17 protein-coding genes are annotated in these 15,654 nt (G+C 59.3%); 9 read left to right on the forward strand and 8 right to left on the reverse strand.

What is annotated here, in order from left to right; genetic code table 11:
• Positions 1 to 48: 48 nt before the first annotated feature.
• Positions 49 to 822, forward strand: coding sequence for an ion transporter (locus FTO60_RS15595; RefSeq protein ID WP_148057183.1), 774 nt, complete (start codon positions 49 to 51; stop codon positions 820 to 822).
• Here FTO60_RS15595 and dxs read toward each other — a convergent pair.
• Genes dxs through FTO60_RS15615 form a run of 4 tightly spaced genes read right to left on the reverse strand, consistent with a single transcriptional unit; the run spans position 819 to position 4,775 of the window.
• On the reverse strand, positions 819 to 2,732 hold the full coding sequence (dxs, locus tag FTO60_RS15600) for a 1-deoxy-D-xylulose-5-phosphate synthase (RefSeq protein WP_148056815.1): 1,914 nt from the start codon (positions 2,730 to 2,732) through the stop codon (positions 819 to 821). The genes FTO60_RS15595 and dxs overlap by 4 nt on opposite strands.
• Before the next feature lie 15 nt (positions 2,733 to 2,747).
• Complete coding sequence (locus FTO60_RS15605) at positions 2,748 to 3,599, reverse strand: polyprenyl synthetase family protein (RefSeq protein ID WP_148056816.1); 852 nt, start codon at positions 3,597 to 3,599, stop codon at positions 2,748 to 2,750.
• Positions 3,600 to 3,609: 10 nt separating this feature from the next.
• Positions 3,610 to 3,852, reverse strand: a complete 243-nt coding sequence (locus FTO60_RS15610) for an exodeoxyribonuclease VII small subunit (protein WP_148056817.1) — start codon at positions 3,850 to 3,852, stop codon at positions 3,610 to 3,612.
• Positions 3,849 to 4,775, reverse strand: a complete 927-nt coding sequence (locus FTO60_RS15615) for a histone deacetylase family protein (RefSeq protein WP_148056818.1) — start codon at positions 4,773 to 4,775, stop codon at positions 3,849 to 3,851. Before FTO60_RS15615 ends, FTO60_RS15610 begins: the two co-directional genes overlap by 4 nt.
• Before the next feature lie 165 nt (positions 4,776 to 4,940).
• Between FTO60_RS15615 and FTO60_RS15620 the strand changes: the two genes are divergently transcribed.
• The 7 genes from FTO60_RS15620 (at position 4,941) to FTO60_RS15650 (ending at position 12,242) form a co-directional block, all read left to right on the forward strand.
• Positions 4,941 to 5,579, forward strand: coding sequence for a helix-turn-helix domain-containing protein (locus FTO60_RS15620; protein ID WP_302849693.1), 639 nt, complete (start codon positions 4,941 to 4,943; stop codon positions 5,577 to 5,579).
• A 65-nt stretch (positions 5,580 to 5,644) separates the two neighbouring features.
• Positions 5,645 to 7,237, forward strand: coding sequence for an ABC transporter substrate-binding protein (locus tag FTO60_RS15625; RefSeq protein ID WP_148056819.1), 1,593 nt, complete (start codon positions 5,645 to 5,647; stop codon positions 7,235 to 7,237).
• Positions 7,238 to 7,294: 57 nt separating this feature from the next.
• Positions 7,295 to 8,395, forward strand: a complete 1,101-nt coding sequence (locus FTO60_RS15630) for a Xaa-Pro peptidase family protein (protein ID WP_148056820.1) — start codon at positions 7,295 to 7,297, stop codon at positions 8,393 to 8,395.
• Entirely contained in the window at positions 8,395 to 9,402 is a 1,008-nt protein-coding gene (locus tag FTO60_RS15635) for an ABC transporter permease subunit (RefSeq protein ID WP_148056821.1), read from the forward strand. The genes FTO60_RS15630 and FTO60_RS15635 overlap by 1 nt, the downstream gene beginning before the upstream one ends.
• Entirely contained in the window at positions 9,402 to 10,307 is a 906-nt protein-coding gene (locus FTO60_RS15640; protein WP_148056822.1) for an ABC transporter permease subunit, read from the forward strand. Before FTO60_RS15635 ends, FTO60_RS15640 begins: the two co-directional genes overlap by 1 nt.
• A gap of 1 nt (position 10,308) precedes the next feature.
• On the forward strand, positions 10,309 to 11,286 hold the full coding sequence (locus tag FTO60_RS15645) for an ABC transporter ATP-binding protein (protein WP_148056823.1): 978 nt from the start codon (positions 10,309 to 10,311) through the stop codon (positions 11,284 to 11,286).
• Positions 11,283 to 12,242, forward strand: coding sequence for an ABC transporter ATP-binding protein (locus FTO60_RS15650; protein WP_148056824.1), 960 nt, complete (start codon positions 11,283 to 11,285; stop codon positions 12,240 to 12,242). Before FTO60_RS15645 ends, FTO60_RS15650 begins: the two co-directional genes overlap by 4 nt.
• Here the strand turns inward: FTO60_RS15650 and FTO60_RS15655 are convergent.
• A complete protein-coding gene (locus FTO60_RS15655) occupies positions 12,239 to 12,934 on the reverse strand; it encodes a response regulator (protein ID WP_148056825.1) in 696 nt (231 codons plus the stop codon). The genes FTO60_RS15650 and FTO60_RS15655 overlap by 4 nt on opposite strands.
• Before the next feature lie 4 nt (positions 12,935 to 12,938).
• On the reverse strand, positions 12,939 to 13,439 hold the full coding sequence (locus FTO60_RS15660; RefSeq protein WP_148056826.1) for a MarR family winged helix-turn-helix transcriptional regulator: 501 nt from the start codon (positions 13,437 to 13,439) through the stop codon (positions 12,939 to 12,941).
• A 147-nt stretch (positions 13,440 to 13,586) separates the two neighbouring features.
• Here FTO60_RS15660 and FTO60_RS15665 point away from each other — a divergent pair, with 147 nt between their 5' ends.
• Positions 13,587 to 14,456: a branched-chain amino acid aminotransferase gene (locus tag FTO60_RS15665; RefSeq protein WP_148056827.1), complete on the forward strand. Its 870-nt coding sequence runs from the start codon at positions 13,587 to 13,589 to the stop codon at positions 14,454 to 14,456.
• Here FTO60_RS15665 and FTO60_RS15670 read toward each other — a convergent pair.
• On the reverse strand, positions 14,453 to 14,638 hold the full coding sequence (locus FTO60_RS15670) for a hypothetical protein (protein WP_148056828.1): 186 nt from the start codon (positions 14,636 to 14,638) through the stop codon (positions 14,453 to 14,455). The genes FTO60_RS15665 and FTO60_RS15670 overlap by 4 nt on opposite strands.
• Before the next feature lie 66 nt (positions 14,639 to 14,704).
• Positions 14,705 to 15,640 carry a DMT family transporter gene (locus FTO60_RS15675; protein WP_148056829.1) on the reverse strand — a complete coding sequence of 312 codons (936 nt, stop codon included), beginning with the start codon at positions 15,638 to 15,640 and terminating at the stop codon, positions 14,705 to 14,707.
• Positions 15,641 to 15,654: the final 14 nt, after the last annotated feature.

The raw sequence follows: 15,654 nt of genomic DNA on the forward strand, positions 1-15,654 counted from the left end.
CTGACCCTGACAACTCATATCACCCGAATGAAACTGAACGAGACACCGATGACTCTGCGTGAAAAGACCGCCCGTTACCTTGAACGTGATTTCGTGCGCAACGGAATTATTGGCGTGATCCTGTTCAACGCGGTGGTCCTTGGGCTGGAAACCTCTGATATAGTCATGGCGAATTTCAGCACGCTGATCTACGCGCTCGACGCCTTTTGCCTTTATATTTTTGTGATCGAAATCACGGCCAAGCTGTATGCCTATGGCCCGCGTTTCTTTCGCTCGGGCTGGAACATCTTTGATTTCGTGATCGTCGGGGTTGCGCTGGTGCCCGCCGCACAGGCATTTACGGTCCTGCGCGCGCTACGAATCCTAAGGGTGCTGCGCGTGCTGTCCGCAGCACCCCGTTTGCGCCGCGTCGTCGAAGGGTTCGTGACAGCCTTGCCTGGTATGGGCAGCGTATTCCTGCTGATGATGATCATCTTTTATATCGGGTCCGTCATGGCCACAAAACTTTTCGGCGATGTCTTTCCCGAATGGTTCGGCCACTTGGGGCTGTCGGCCTATTCATTATTTCAGATCATGACGCTGGAAAGCTGGTCGATGGGCATCGTGCGCCCGGTGATGGAAACCTACCCCTACGCATGGGCGTTCTTTGTGCCCTTCATCATGATGACCACATTCGCGGTCGTTAATTTGTTGGTCGGTCTGATCGTCAACTCAATGCAAGACGCCCATCACGAAGACGACGTGGCCCGCACCGATACCTACCGCGACGAAGTGCTGGAGCGGCTCAAGGCGATTGAAGACCGTTTGCCGCCCAAGTCCTAGGCCCGCTGATTGATCACGCCAACGCCCAGAACCTGCAAGACCTTGCGTTCGATATCTGCGGCATTAAGACCAGCAGTAGCATACATATCGCGCGGGCTGGATTGGTCGATAAAGGTGTCGGGCAGGACCATAGAGCGGAACCGCAGGCCGTGATCAAACACGCCCTCATCTGACAAAAGTTGCGCCACATGGCTGCCAAAGCCACCCACGGCCCCTTCTTCGATTGCAATCAGGGCATCGTGATCTGATGCCAGTTTCAGGATCATCCTAGCGTCCAAAGGTTTGGCGAAACGGGCGTCTGCGATGGTCGGCGTGATCCCCTTTGCCGCCAGTGCCTCGCAGGCCGCTTCGACCTCTTGCAGGCGGGTGCCGAACGACAGGATCGCAACCTGTTTACCTTCACGGATGATCCGGCCCTTGCCAATTTCAAGTGGCTGCGCATCCTCGGGAATGTCCACGCCCACACCCTCACCGCGCGGAAAACGAAAGGCTATCGGGCCATCGTCATGGGCAGCGGCGGTGGCAACCATTCGCACCAGTTCCGCCTCGTCCGCGGCGGCCATCACCACGAAACCGGGCAGATTAGCCAGATAGGCGATATCGTAACTACCCGCATGGGTCGCGCCATCGGCCCCGACCAGCCCAGCGCGATCAATCGCAAACCGCACCGGCAGGCGCTGGATCGCGACGTCATGCACGACCTGATCATAACCGCGTTGCAGGAACGTCGAATAAAGCGCGCAAAACGGTTTCATCCCGCCCGCCGCCAGTGCGGCAGAGAATGTCACGGCGTGCTGTTCGGCGATCCCCACGTCAAAACAACGGCTGGCATAGCGTTCCATAAACCGGTTCAACCCAGTGCCATCGGGCATGGCGGCCGTGACAGCGCAAATTTTCGGATCGGCGGCAGCAGCCTTCAACAAGGCTTCGGCAAAAACGCTGGTATAGCTGGGCGCGTTGCTTTTTGCCTTGGCCTGTTTGCCCGTCACCACATCGAACTTTGCCGTGGCATGGCCGCGATCCATCGCGCCCTCGGCGGGGGCATATCCCTTGCCTTTCTTCGTGATCGCATGGATCAACACCGGCCCATCGGCGCGCACCTTCACGGTGCGCAAGACAGATAACAACTGTTCCATATCATGCCCGTCAATCGGGCCGACGTAGTTGAATCCCAGTTCCTCGAACATGGTGCCACCAACGGTCATGCCCTTCAGCATTTCCTTGGCGCGGCGCGCGCCCTCTTGCAGAGGCGGCGGCAGAAAAGATACCGCGCCCTTGGCGGCGGCTTTCAAATCCTGAAACGGCGCGCCCGCGTAAAGACGGCTCAGATAGGATGACATCGCGCCAACCGGCGGCGCAATCGACATATCGTTGTCATTCAGAATAACGAACAACCGCTTGCCCAGATGACCGGCATTGTTCATCGCCTCATAGGCCATGCCCGCTGACATGGATCCGTCGCCGATCACCGCTATCGCATCGCCCGGATCACCACCCAGATCGGCAGCTACCGCAAAGCCAAGCGCGGCGGAAATCGAGGTACTGGAATGGGCCGCACCAAAGGGGTCGTAGGGGGATTCGCTACGTTTGGTGAATCCGCTGAGTCCGTCCTTTTGGCGTAGGGTGCGGATACGGTCGCGCCGCCCCGTGATAATCTTGTGCGGATAGCATTGGTGGCTCACGTCCCAAATGATCTTGTCGCGGGGTGTATCGAAGACCGCGTGCAATGCGACCGTCAGCTCGACCACACCAAGGCCGGCACCCAGATGCCCGCCGGTTTCCGACACTGCCGAAATGGTTTCAGCGCGCAGTTCATCCGCAACACGATACAGATCACCGTCCGACATTTCATGCAGGTCGGCGGGCAGATGAACACGGTCAAGCGTGGGTGTTTTGGGTCGGTCAGCCATATGTTCGGCCTTTCATCAATGCCCGCGGGCAATAACGAAACGCGCAGCCTCCTTCAAGGTTTCCGCGTCGTCGCCATAAGATGATAGCGCATCACAGGCTTCAGTCACGAGGTCTTGGGCGCGGCGCTTCGCCCCATCAAGCCCCAGCAGGGACACGAATGTCGCCTTGCCCGCCGCCGCGTCCTTGCGCACCGCCTTGCCGACCGTTGCCGCATCACCAGTCACATCCAGCACATCGTCCCAGATCTGGAACGCCAGCCCTATGGCTTCACCATAGGCCATGAAGGGTGCCGCGTCAGCACCATCCAGAACCGGACCGACCGTTGCAGACCATGTAATCAGCGCGCCGGTCTTGCCATGCTGAAGCTGCGTAATCTGGTCGATCGTCAGGGCTGTGTCGGACGTTTCAGCCGCGATATCCAGCGCCTGCCCACCAACCATCCCGCGAATACCCGCCGCCGTGGTCATGGCACGCAGCAGATCGACCGAACCGGCCCGCGCGACCAGTTCAAACGCCAGCGCCTGAAGCGCATCGCCCGCCAGAACCGCCGTTGCTTCGTCCCACTTGCGATGCACGGTTGGCTGGCCGCGGCGCAGATCGTCATCATCCATACAAGGCAGATCGTCATGAATCAGGCTGTAGGCATGTAGCGCCTCGATCCCGCCTGCGCAGGCGGCGGCTTGTTGAATCGGCCGCATATGCAACCGGCAGCTTTCCATCACCAGGAAGGCGCGCAGCCCTTTGCCGCCCTTGACCGCATGGCGCATGGCATCGGCAACAGGGCCATCAACACCGTGCAGCGCCTGACCAATCTGGTCTTGGGCCATGCCTGACGCAGCGGCCAAAGTGTCTGCAAAGGAGCGCATTTAGCTTGGCTTAACCCGCGTCAAGCGGGGTAGTTCCCGTGGGCTGCCCGTCACCATCCAGTGTCAGTTTGGCGACCTTTTCTTCGGCCTCTTTCAGCTTGGCCTCGCAACGTTTTTTCAACGCGGCACCCCGCTCATAAAGTGTGATCGATTCCTCAAGCGGGACATCACCGCGTTCAAGCTGGCCAACAACGCCTTCAAGCTCACGCATCGCATCCTCAAAGCTCATCTTGTCAACGGACTGGTCGGTCATCGGCCTCTCTCCTCTAGAACGGCAACATGGGCGGCGGCGCTTTCGGCCAATGCCTCAAGATCATAACCGCCTTCAAGGCTGGATACCACGCGCCCGGCGCAGTGTTTATCCGCCAAATCACACAACCGGCCAGTTATCCACGCAAAATCATCAGTTTTCAGCATCATCCCGGCCAATGGATCATCCTGATGTGCATCAAATCCGGCTGAAATCAGCAGAAGTTCAGGGGCGAAGGCATCAACACGCGGCAGGATTACGCGCTCCATCGCATCACGAAAGGCTTTTGATCCCGCACCATCAGGCAGCGGAACATTGAGCACATTGTCATGCCCGCCAACCTCGTGCGCCGCCCCCGTGCCAGGATAAAGTGGCGACTGATGGGTGGAACAGAACAAAATGCGCGCATCGTCCTCGACCAGATCCTGCGTGCCGTTGCCATGATGCACGTCGAAATCGACAATCGCGACCCGTTTCAACCCGTGATGGTCCAGCGCATGCTTCGCCGCCACAGCGACCGATCCAAAAAAACAAAACCCCATCGCCGTCTCGCGTTCGGCGTGGTGACCGGGCGGGCGCACGACAGCAAAGGCATTGGCAACCTCGCCGCCCAGAACCAGATCAACCCCCCGCACGACAGCACCCGCCGCCCGATACGCCGCTGCCAAAGTCCCAACAGACATATGCGTGTCGGCATCAAGCGAGCGCCAGCCCTCGCGCGGGGCGGCGTTGCGGATGGAATTGATGTGGCCCTGGGGGTGGACGCGCAGCAAATCATCGTCCGCGACAAGCGGCGCATTCACACGACGCAGATCCATTTCCACAAGCGCGCCCAGCACCGCATCAAGCCGCGCGACCTGCTCAGGATGGCCGGGCGGGGTGACGTGATCATAGCAATCAGCATGGGTGATCAGGGCAGTTACCATTGTGTAAAGGAACACCTCCTGATGGGCGAACTCAAGCGAAAGGTTCGGGGCACGTCGAAGTCCAGTAAAAAAATTGTGTTGACGCAAAATGGATTTTTCAACAGGCTGAGTCGGGTCGCGCCCTGCCAAAAACAAACACGAATGGCGCGATTTTGGGGGAATTTTGTGACCAAAGACCAGTCCAACCGCGTGAATGACCTTGGCCCTCGTATGCGCCGCCAGCGCCATCGGCTTGGGCTGACCCTACAGCAGTTGGGCACTGATTCGGGTGTGTCGGTTGGCTACCTTAGTCAGGTCGAACGCGGGAATGCCACGCCGACCCTTGGCACCTTGTCGCAAATTGCTGCGGCGCTGCATGTTGGTGTAGATTTCTTTATCGCGACCCCCAAGACTGTCGACAGCCTGACGCGCGCCGCACAGCGCCCACAGTTTTCCGTATCCGGTTCTTCGATCGCCTATGAGCAGATCGGTGCGGATTTTCCCGGTCACGAGTTGACGTCGTTTATCCTTCACGTTCCCGCCGGTTACACCTCCGAAGAGGTCAGCCACGAGGGCGAGGAAATGATCTATATCCTTGATGGCGCTATTGCGCAGGTCGTGGATGGGGTCGAACATACCATGACGGCGGGGGACAGCCTTCACTACTTGGGCACCAGTCCGCATTCTTGGTCCAACAAGACCGACGCACCGGCCCGCATCCTTTGGGTGGGCCGGATGCAATACGAGAAATCGGGCAAGGCAAAACCAGAAAACGGGGCGCAGCGCGGAAAGCCATCCGTCATGTCAGCCCTGGCGCCAAACTAGGCGCAGCGCAGCGCGGTAAGACCCGCCTGCCACCAATACGAACGATAACCAGACAGGAGAGAAAAATGTCTATGAAACGTAACCTCGCTGCCGGCCTCACAATGGCCATCCTAGGCGGCACCGCCCTTTCGGCGCAGACGCTTGTCTATTGCTCCGAAGGATCACCCGAAGGTTTTGACCCAGCACTTTACACGGCTGGCACGACTTTTGATGCCTCGTCCCACCCGATCTACAACCGCCTGACGGAATTCGAAACCGGCACCACAAACGTGATTCCCGGCTTGGCCGAAAGCTGGGAAGCCTCTGCTGACGGGTTGGAGTATACCTTTAACCTGCGCCGTGGCGTGCAATTCCACTCAAACGATTCATTCACCCCGTCGCGTGACTTCAACGCCGACGACGTGATTTTCAGCTTTGAGCGCCAGCGCCTAGCCGATCATCCCTACAACGAGGTTTCGGGCGGCACCTGGGAATACTTTGAAGGCATGTCCATGCCTGATCTGGTTGCCTCGGTCGAAAAGGTCGATGACTACACAGTCAAATTTGTCCTGACCCGTCCCGAAGCGCCGTTCGTTGCCAATATGGCGATGGATTTCGCCTCGATCCTATCGGCTGAATACGCCGATGCGATGATGGACGCGGGCACGCCCGAAATGCTGAACCAGGCGCCAATCGGCACCGGTCCGTTCAGCTTTGTCGCCTACCAGAAGGACGCCGTGATCCGCTATGAAACCAACGCCGACTACTGGCGTGGCGCGGCCGGCTTTGACAACCTGATCTTTGCGATCACGCCGGATGCATCCGTGCGCTATCAGAAACTTCAGGCTGGCGAATGCCAAATCATGCCTTACCCGAACCCTGCCGACATCGAAGCGATGGTCGCGGACGAAAATATCAACGTGCTCGAGCAGGAAGGCCTGAACGTCGGCTACCTTGCCTATAACACGCAGATTCCGCCGTTCGACGATCCGGCGGTGCGTCGTGCCCTGAACATGGCAATCGACAAGCAGGCAATCATCGACGTGGTGTTCCAGGGGTCCGGTCAGATCGCCAAGAACCCGATCCCGCCGACCATGTGGTCCTACAACGACGCAATCGTCGATGATGTCTATGACCCCGCAGCAGCGCGCGCCGCTCTCGAAGCCGCCGGCGTCACCGATCTGTCGATGAAGATCTGGGCCATGCCGGTTCAGCGCCCCTACAACCCCAACGCCCGCCGCATGGCGGAACTGATGCAGGCTGACTTTGCCGAAATCGGCGTTGATGTTGAAATCGTATCCTATGAATGGGGTGAATACCTGTCCCGTTCGCGCGAGATTGATCGCGATGGTGCGGTATTGCTGGGTTGGACCGGTGACAACGGTGATCCGGATAACTTCCTGGCCGTTCTGCTGGGCTGTGACGGGATCGAAAACTCCAATCGGGCACAGTGGTGCTACCAGCCGTTCGAGGATCTGATTCAGGCTGCCAAGGTCGAAACCGATCCAGCCGAGCGGACCCGCCTTTACGAAGAAGCGCAGGTTGTCTTCAAGGATCAGGCACCCTGGGCAACGATCGCGCACTCGGTGGTTTACATGCCCGTGCGCCCCGAGGTTGAGGGCTATATTGTTCACCCGCTTGGTGGTCACATCTTCTATGGCGTGACGCTCGCCGAATAATCACAAAGACGTCCGGGGCCGCATCTGGCCCCGGATACCCCCGCCGGAGCCCCCGAAATGACAGACCGTTTTGCAGACCTGCGCCAAACCGCTGTTGACCTGAAGGTCGACGCTGTCGCGCTGGTGCCCGGCCCGAATTTCACGCGCGCACTGGGGCAGTCATTTGCCAGCCACGAGCGCCCCTTCGTCTTGATCGTCCCCGCCAAGGGAGACCCCGCCGCCGTTGTTCCCAATCTCGAGCTTGGCTCTTGGGAGCAGGTCAAATTTGATGGTCCGGTTTATGACTGGCGCGATCAGGACGGCTATCAGCCTGCCTTTGATGCGCTTGCCCGCGACCTGCACATCCATACCCTTGCTGTCGAAGGGCAGGTGATGCGCGTTTTTGTGCATCACGCCCTGAAAAAGGCGATGCCGCAGCTTGAGATTACCGACGGCGAAAAGGCGATCAGCGGCTTGCGGATGATTAAGACCGATGCCGATATCGCAGCGCTCGAGGCCGCGATCGCCATATCCGAACGCGCCCTTGCCCATACGCTCGATCAGGTCCGCTCCGGCATGACCGAGACCGAGGTCGAGGCGATTCTTGTGGGGCGGCTGTTTGCCGAAGGGGCCGAAGGGCTGGCTTTTGAACCTATCGTTGCCGCTGGTGAAAACTCTGCCCGCCCCCACGCCCACGCACGGGCCGATTACCAGATCAAGGCAGGCGATGCCCTACTGCTGGATTTTGGCGCGCGCAAACATGGCTTTGCCGCCGATATCACCCGCACTGTGTTCGTGGATCACGTCAGCGACGAAGGTCGCGCTGTATATGAAACCGTACTGGCCGCGAACCTTGCAGGGTTTGCCGTGACCAAGGCAGGCGTGACCGCACACGACATCGACGACGCCGTGATCAGCACCCTCGAAGCCTCGCCCTATGCCAACCGTATCCGCACCAAGACCGGCCACGGGTTGGGCCGCGATGTGCACGAAGCCCCCTATATCATGCGCGGCAATCATGCGGCGCTGAACGCTGGCGTGGTCTATACCAACGAACCCGGCCTTTACGAGATCGGCAACTTTGGCGTGCGCATCGAAGATGATGTGCTGATCACCACCGAGGGCTGCCGCTCCCTCACCACCTTCCCCAAAGATCTGATGATCGTAGGAAAGACCTGATGCTCAAATACCTTTTGTCACGTCTGCTGACGTTCCTGCCCACGTTCATCGGCGTCACACTGATATCGTTCGCGTTCATCCGTGTCCTGCCCGGCGATCCGATCATCGTCATGGCTGGTGAACGCGGGATGAGCGATGAACGCTATGCCGAACTGGTGCAGGAAATGGGCTTTGATCGGCCGGTTCTTGTCCAATATTGGGAATATCTGGGCGGCGTTATTCAGGGCGATCTTGGCAACAGTTTTGTCACCAAACGCCCCGTCTGGGACGAATTTTTCGCGCTGTTTCCCGCCACGCTGGAACTGTCGATCTGTGCGATGATCCTTGCGATCCTGATCGGGCTGCCCGCCGGTGTGATTGCCGCCGTGAACCGTGGCAAGTTCTTTGACCGCGCGCTGATGTCCACCGCGCTGATCGGATATTCCATGCCGATTTTCTGGTGGGCCTTGCTGTTGATCATCGTCTTCAGCGGCAACCTGCAATGGACGCCCGTGTCAGGCCGGATCGACCTGATCTACTACTTCGATGATGTCACGGGGTTCATGCTGATCGATAGCCTGCTGTCCGGGCAGAAAGGCGCATTCACATCCGCCGTGCGCCACCTGATCCTGCCGACGATCGTGCTGGCCACGGTGCCATTGGCCGTGATCGCGCGCCAAACCCGCTCGGCGATGCTTGAAGTCCTGAGCGAAGACTACATTCGCACCGCCAGGGCCAAGGGTCTGCGCCCCGCGCGCATCAACGGCTTGCACGCCATGCGCAATGCGTTGATCCCCGTGATCACCGTGATCGGCCTGTCGGTCGGCACCCTGCTGGCCGGCGCGATCCTGACCGAAACGATCTTTAGCTGGCCGGGCATCGGCAAGTGGATGGTCGATAGCATTTTCCGCCGCGACTATCCGGTCGTGCAGGGCGGGCTGTTGCTGATCGCACTGATGGTGATGATCGTGAACCTTACCGTCGATGTGCTTTACGGCTTCATCAATCCCAAAATCAGGAAGCAATGATGACCGACCTGACCCCCGAAGCCACCGCAGCCGCCAAAGCCCGCCCGGGCCGGTTACGCGAATTCTGGTTCTACTTCAGCGAAAACCGCGGCGCGGTGATGGGCCTGTGGGTGTTCGTTGCCTTTATCGTCATGGCAGCAGGTGCTGATATTCTTGCGCCCTACAGTCCCACGGAACAATTCCGCGACTACACCCTCGTGCCGCCGTTCTGGCAGGAAGGCGGCAGCACCAAATTCTGGCTGGGCACCGACCCGCTGGGCCGAGATATGCTGTCACGCCTACTGCACGGCGCGCGGTTCAGCTTTTTCGTGGGGATTGTCGTTGTGGCGGTTGCAGCCACGGGCGGCATTCTGATCGGTCTGCTGGCAGGTTTTGCCCCAAAGTGGCTCGACACGATCATCATGCGGATCATGGATATCATTCTGGCTTTTCCATCGCTTTTGCTGGCGCTGGTTCTGGTGGCGATCCTTGGGCCGTCGCTGATCAACGCAATGATCGCCATTGCCATCGTTTTGCAGCCCCACTACGTGCGTCTGACGCGTGCATCGGTGCTGGGTGAACTATCGAAAGATTACGTGACCTCGGCCCGTGTAGCGGGTGCGGGTCTGTTCCGGCGGATGTTCGTGACAGTCCTGCCCAATTGTCTTGCGCCGATCATCGTGCAGGCAGCACTGTCGTTTTCCAACGCGATCCTGGATGCGGCCGCGCTTGGCTTTCTTGGGATGGGCGCACAACCGCCCACACCCGAATGGGGCACAATGCTGGCCGAAGCGCGGGAATTTATCCTGCGCGCATGGTGGGTCGTGACCCTGCCCGGCATCGCGATCCTGGTGACAGTGTTGGCGATCAATCTGATGGGTGACGGGCTGCGCGATGCCCTCGACCCCAAGCTGAAAAGGAGCTGATATGTCGTTACTGGAGATCAGAAACCTCAGCGTGGATTTTTCAACCTCGGGCGGCCAGTTTCGCGCGGTGGACGGCGTGGATCTGACCGTGGACAAGGGCGATATCCTTGCCATCGTCGGCGAAAGCGGGTCGGGCAAGTCCGTGTCGATGCTGGCGATGATGGGCCTGTTGCCCTGGACCGCGACAATCACCGCCGATGTGCTGGAATTCGACGGGATCGACCTGCGCACCGTCACCGCGCGCAACAGGCGCGGGCTGATCGGCAAAGACATCGCGATGATCTTTCAGGAACCCATGTCGTCGCTCAATCCCTGTTTCACAGTCGGCTTTCAGATCAAAGAAGCACTGCGCCAGCACCTTGATCTATCGTCGCGTGAACGGCAATTGCGGGCCGTCGAATTGCTGGAACAGGTCGGCATTCCCGATCCTGAACGTCGGCTCAAGGTGTTCCCGCACCAGCTTTCGGGTGGCATGAACCAACGGGTGATGATCGCGATGGCCATCGCCTGCAAGCCACGCCTGCTGATCGCGGACGAGCCGACAACCGCGCTGGATGTGACCATTCAGGCGCAGATCTTGGATCTGCTGACAGGGCTTCAGGCCGACGGTGACATGGCGCTGATCCTGATTACCCATGACATGGGCGTTGTCGCCGAAACCGCCGAACGGGTCAGCGTGCAATACGCAGGCCAAAAGGTCGAAGAACAACCCGTTGTCGGCCTGTTTGAAACCCCACACCACCCCTACACATCGGCCCTGCTTGATGCCCTGCCCGAACGGGCCACAGGGCGTTTGCTACCAACGATCAGCGGTGTTGTTCCGGGCCAGTTTGACCGTCCAAAGGGCTGCCTGTTTGCACCGCGCTGCGCCTTCGCTGATGCCAGGTGCCACAGCACTCCGCCCACACCCTGCGGCCCTGAACTGGGACTCGCGCGATGCCATTATCCGTTGAATACCAAAACCGCGGGTGCAGCATGACCCAGGCTATTGTCACCGCCAAGGACCTGTCGCGCCATTATAACGTCAAGGGCGCGCTGTTCGGCCCCAAGCAGGTTGTGCGCGCACTTTCCGAAGCCTCGTTTGAACTTTATCCGGGTAAAACGCTGGCCGTGGTCGGCGAATCCGGCTGCGGGAAATCCACCCTCGCACGGTTGATCACCCTGATCGAAGAACCGACCGCTGGCACATTTACCATTGATGGCACACCAGCGACGCCCGCGAATTGGTCCGGCCTGCGCAAATCCGTACAGATCATCTTTCAAGACCCCTACGGATCGCTCAATCCGCGCCACCGTGTTGGTGCGATCCTCGAGGAACCGCTACGGATCAACCGCCCCGATATGTCGCGCGAAGCAATCACTGCCAAGGCGCGCGAGATGCTGGAACTGGTCGGGCTGCGCGCTGAACATTTCGATCGCTACCCGCATATGTTCTCCGGCGGTCAGCGCCAGCGGATCGCGGTCGCGCGCGCGCTGATGCTTGAACCCAAGGTGCTGGTGCTGGATGAACCTGTGAGCGCGCTGGACCTGTCGATTCAGTCGCAAATCCTCAACCTGCTGGTGGAGCTTCAGGATCGTCTGGGGCTGGCCTATCTGTTCATCAGCCACGATCTGTCGGTCGTGAAACACATGGCTGACGACATCATCGTCATGTATCTGGGCCGCCCCGTCGAATCGGGCACCATCGAAGATGTGCTCACCAATCCACGCCACCCCTACACGCGGGCGCTGTTATCGGCGACACCCGTGGCTGACCCTACGGCGGAAAAACAGCGTATCAAACTCGAAGGCGAACTGCCCTCGCCGTTGAACGTGCCGCCCGGTTGCGCCTTTGCACCGCGTTGCTGGAAGGCGCAGGACCGTTGCCGCAAGGAACGCCCGACCTTGGACGGATCAGACCATCCCGCCGCCTGCTTCTTTCCCGAAGGGGATTAATCAGGCGCCAGCATATAGCCCGCGCCGCGCACCGTTTGCAGATAGCGGGGCTGTTTAGGGTCGGTTTCCAGCTTGCGGCGCAGGCGGGTGATTTGCACATCCACCGCGCGTTCCTGCGCCTGCCCACCAGACCGGCCAAGCTGTTCGACCAATGATTCACGGCTCACGGCATCGTTTGGCCCGGCCGAAAATATCCGCATCAGCTGGTTTTCAGTGGCCGTCAGGCGCACAAGGTCTTCGCCACGCCAAAGTTCGCCCCGCTCGATATCGTAGCGCAACGGCCCAAGGTGCAGAACCTTTGGCGCTTGCACTGCGGGTTCAGCCGCAGGGACGCGGCGCAAGATCGCGTTGATCCGCAGCAGCAATTCCTTTGGTTCGAACGGTTTGGCAAGGTAGTCGTCCGCGCCTGCCTCAAGCCCGTTGATACGGTCTTCGGTTTCGCCCTTGGCGGTCAACAGCAGGATCGGCGTGGTAACCGTTTCGCGCAACGACCGGCACAGGGTTACGCCATCTTCGCCGGGCATCATGATATCAAGAACGATCAGATCAAACTCCAACCCGCTCAGGACTCGGCGGGCATGGGCGGCATCGCGCGCCGTGCTGACAAGAAACCCCGAACGCATCAGGAATTTTTGCAGCAAGCCGCGAATGCGCTCGTCGTCGTCAACAATCAAAAGATGTGGTTCGTCCAAATTGCTATCCTCGATCCCTCATGGCTTCAAACTGCCGCCGCATATCGTCGTCCATCATCGCCTCAAGCACCTGCCGGAAACCGGCAACTGCCGTTGGCCCCGCTGCCCGATAGGCCGCACGCATGCGGTCGCGCTGCGCATCCGACAGGCGCTGTTCCAGGGCGGCACCTTCTTCCGTCAGATACAGGTGACGTTCGCGTTTGTCCTGCCGCCCGACCTTGCTGGCGACTAGACCTTCGGCGATCAGCGTGCGCAACACACGATTAAGCGATTGTTTTGTAACGCCAAGAATGGCGAGCAGGTTATTTACTGTCGTTCCGGGATTGCGATGAATGAAATGAATCGCCCGATGATGCGCGCGTCCGTAAGCCATATCCGCCAAAATTCGATCAGGGTCAGCCGTGAACCCACGGTAGGCAAAGAACATTGCCTCGATCCCCTTGCGGACCTGTTCGTCCGTCAAAAAGAGAAGCGTTTGCCCGCCCTCGATGCCACCCTCAGCCATCTGCCTGTCTCCCTCGTGGTGCACCGATAATACGTCAGCCTTGTTGACATTCCAATACCGGACTGGTAGCGAATCCTCGAAATAGCGCAACTTTGTGTCCGTTTCGGACCTATTCGCGCAACTAATGCAAATCTGAGGGAGGCTATGATGGCTGGTGCATATGATGATCGCGACGGGAAAATCTGGATGGACGGCCAGTTGGTCGACTGGCGCGAAGCCAATGTCCACATCCTCACCCATGCCCTGCACTATGCCAGCAGCGTGTTCGAGGGCGAACGCTGCTATAGCGGCAAAATCTTCAAATCGCGCGAACACTCGCAGCGCCTGATCAACTCGGGCAAGCTGATAGACTTCGATATCCCCTATACAGTTGACGAGATCGAGGCGGCCAAACAAGCGGCCCTTGATGCCAATGGTTTGAAAGACGCCTATGTGCGCGCGGTTGCCTGGCGCGGCGCTGGCCCTGACATGGGCGTCGCTTCGGCGCGCAACCCGGTCCGCATGGCTGTGGCGGTGTGGGAGTGGGGGAATTACTATGGAGATGCCAAGATGAAGGGGGCCAAGCTCGACATCGCCAAATGGAAGCGCCCCAGCCCCGAAACTGCCCCGTCACAAGCCAAGGCAGCCGGTCTTTACATGATCGCGACCATGTCCAAACACGCCGCCGAAGCCAAAGGGTGCTCGGATGCGATGATGTTCGATTATCGCGGCTATGTGGCCGAAGCGACGGGTGCCAACATCTTTTTCGTCAAGGACGGCGAAGTGCACACGCCAACGCCTGATGCCTTCCTGAACGGGATCACCCGCCAGACCGTTCTTGGGATGTTGCAGGATCGCGGAATCAAGGTCCACGAGCGTCACATCATGCCCGAAGAGCTTGAAGGGTTTGAACAATGCTGGCTAACGGGCACCGCCGCCGAAGTGACACCTGTTGGCCAGATCGGTGATTACAAGTTCGAGGTCGGCGCCCTGACGCGCGACATATCCGAAGCTTACGAAAAACTGGTCCGCGCCTAGGTTATCTGGCCTCGCGCGATCCGAAGAAACTGACGCAAACGGCCTGCACCATCGGTGTGGGGCCGTTTTTGCAGCTCAACGGTTGCCTTGTCGGGCACCTGCTCGCGCTCCATGCGCAGGTATTCACGGGCGCGAATGGCGCTGTGCCGCGCGCGTTTCTGATCGGTGATATGGCGTTGCATGAATGGTCCTCCCAGTCTGTGACGCAACTTGTAGATAGCATATCAGGTGCATGATTTCACCCCCTGCTACTGAATCCCCTTGGCTTCGACCTTGCGACGAGCGGTTTTTTGCGTGCCAAGCTGGCGTTCACGATAAACGATAATCACCCCCGCCATGATGATCAGCCCCGCGCCAAGCAGCATTTGCCGTGTCGGTATTTCAAGGAACCAGACATAACCGATGATGATTGACCACAACATCGACACATAGGTGAAGGGGGCCAGCACGCCTGCCTCGGCAAAGCGGTAGCTTGAGGTCAGCAAAATTTGGCCAAGCCCGCCAACGACCCCGGCACCGATCAACAGTGCGGCCTCCTGCGATGTGGGCCAGACCCAGCCGAATGGCAGGGTAAACAGCGATAAGACTGACGCCGTGAGCGCAAAATAAAACACGATCGCTGCCGTGCTTTCCCGCCCCACCATTGATTTCACGAAAACCTGCGCTAGCGCGGCCAGACAGGCCGAGCCAAGCACAATCATCGCGCCGAAGGCCTCGCTCGTGCCGGCACCGGTGGACAAGCGCGGCCACACGATGATCAGCACTCCGATCAACCCGACTGCCACGGCCGAAATGCGCACAAGGCGCAGGCGTTCCCCCAACAGCACAGCCGCCAAAACCAGCATGACCACCGGTGTCACAAAGCGGATCGCGGTCACTTCGGGCAGGGGCAGATATTTCAACCCCGCAAAACCCAACCCCATCGCGACTGACCCTGCGACACCACGCACGGCATGCGATCGCATGTTTTTGGTTCTGATCCCCGTCACCAGTTCACCGCGCAACACCAGCCACACGATGATAACCGGCAGGGTGAAAACGGCGCGAAAGAACATCGCCTCGCCCGCAGGCACACGGTCCGCCGCCTTGATAAATGCCGACATGACAGTGAACACTGTGACGGACAGAACCATCAAGGTGATGCCCCACGCGGGGGCGTGTTGGGATGTTTCGGCGCGCTCCATAGCCCAGCCATACG

This window comes from Octadecabacter sp. SW4, assembly GCF_008065155.1.
Lineage (GTDB): Bacteria > Pseudomonadota > Alphaproteobacteria > Rhodobacterales > Rhodobacteraceae > SW4.

Coding starts and splice junctions, on each gene's coding strand:
- FTO60_RS15605 (WP_148056816.1), bottom strand. CDS start 3,599: ATGCGCTCCTTTGCAGACACTTTGGCCGCTGCGTCAGGCATGGCCCAA.
- FTO60_RS15640 (WP_148056822.1), top strand. CDS start 9,402: ATGACCGACCTGACCCCCGAAGCCACCGCAGCCGCCAAAGCCCGCCCG.
- FTO60_RS15595 (WP_148057183.1), top strand. CDS start 49: ATGACTCTGCGTGAAAAGACCGCCCGTTACCTTGAACGTGATTTCGTG.
- FTO60_RS15625 (WP_148056819.1), top strand. CDS start 5,645: ATGTCTATGAAACGTAACCTCGCTGCCGGCCTCACAATGGCCATCCTA.
- FTO60_RS15670 (WP_148056828.1), bottom strand. CDS start 14,638: ATGCAACGCCATATCACCGATCAGAAACGCGCGCGGCACAGCGCCATT.
- FTO60_RS15615 (WP_148056818.1), bottom strand. CDS start 4,775: ATGGTAACTGCCCTGATCACCCATGCTGATTGCTATGATCACGTCACC.
- dxs (WP_148056815.1), bottom strand. CDS start 2,732: ATGGCTGACCGACCCAAAACACCCACGCTTGACCGTGTTCATCTGCCC.
- FTO60_RS15665 (WP_148056827.1), top strand. CDS start 13,587: ATGGCTGGTGCATATGATGATCGCGACGGGAAAATCTGGATGGACGGC.
- FTO60_RS15660 (WP_148056826.1), bottom strand. CDS start 13,439: ATGGCTGAGGGTGGCATCGAGGGCGGGCAAACGCTTCTCTTTTTGACG.
- FTO60_RS15645 (WP_148056823.1), top strand. CDS start 10,309: ATGTCGTTACTGGAGATCAGAAACCTCAGCGTGGATTTTTCAACCTCG.
- FTO60_RS15650 (WP_148056824.1), top strand. CDS start 11,283: ATGACCCAGGCTATTGTCACCGCCAAGGACCTGTCGCGCCATTATAAC.
- FTO60_RS15635 (WP_148056821.1), top strand. CDS start 8,395: ATGCTCAAATACCTTTTGTCACGTCTGCTGACGTTCCTGCCCACGTTC.
- FTO60_RS15630 (WP_148056820.1), top strand. CDS start 7,295: ATGACAGACCGTTTTGCAGACCTGCGCCAAACCGCTGTTGACCTGAAG.
- FTO60_RS15610 (WP_148056817.1), bottom strand. CDS start 3,852: ATGACCGACCAGTCCGTTGACAAGATGAGCTTTGAGGATGCGATGCGT.
- FTO60_RS15675 (WP_148056829.1), bottom strand. CDS start 15,640: ATGGAGCGCGCCGAAACATCCCAACACGCCCCCGCGTGGGGCATCACC.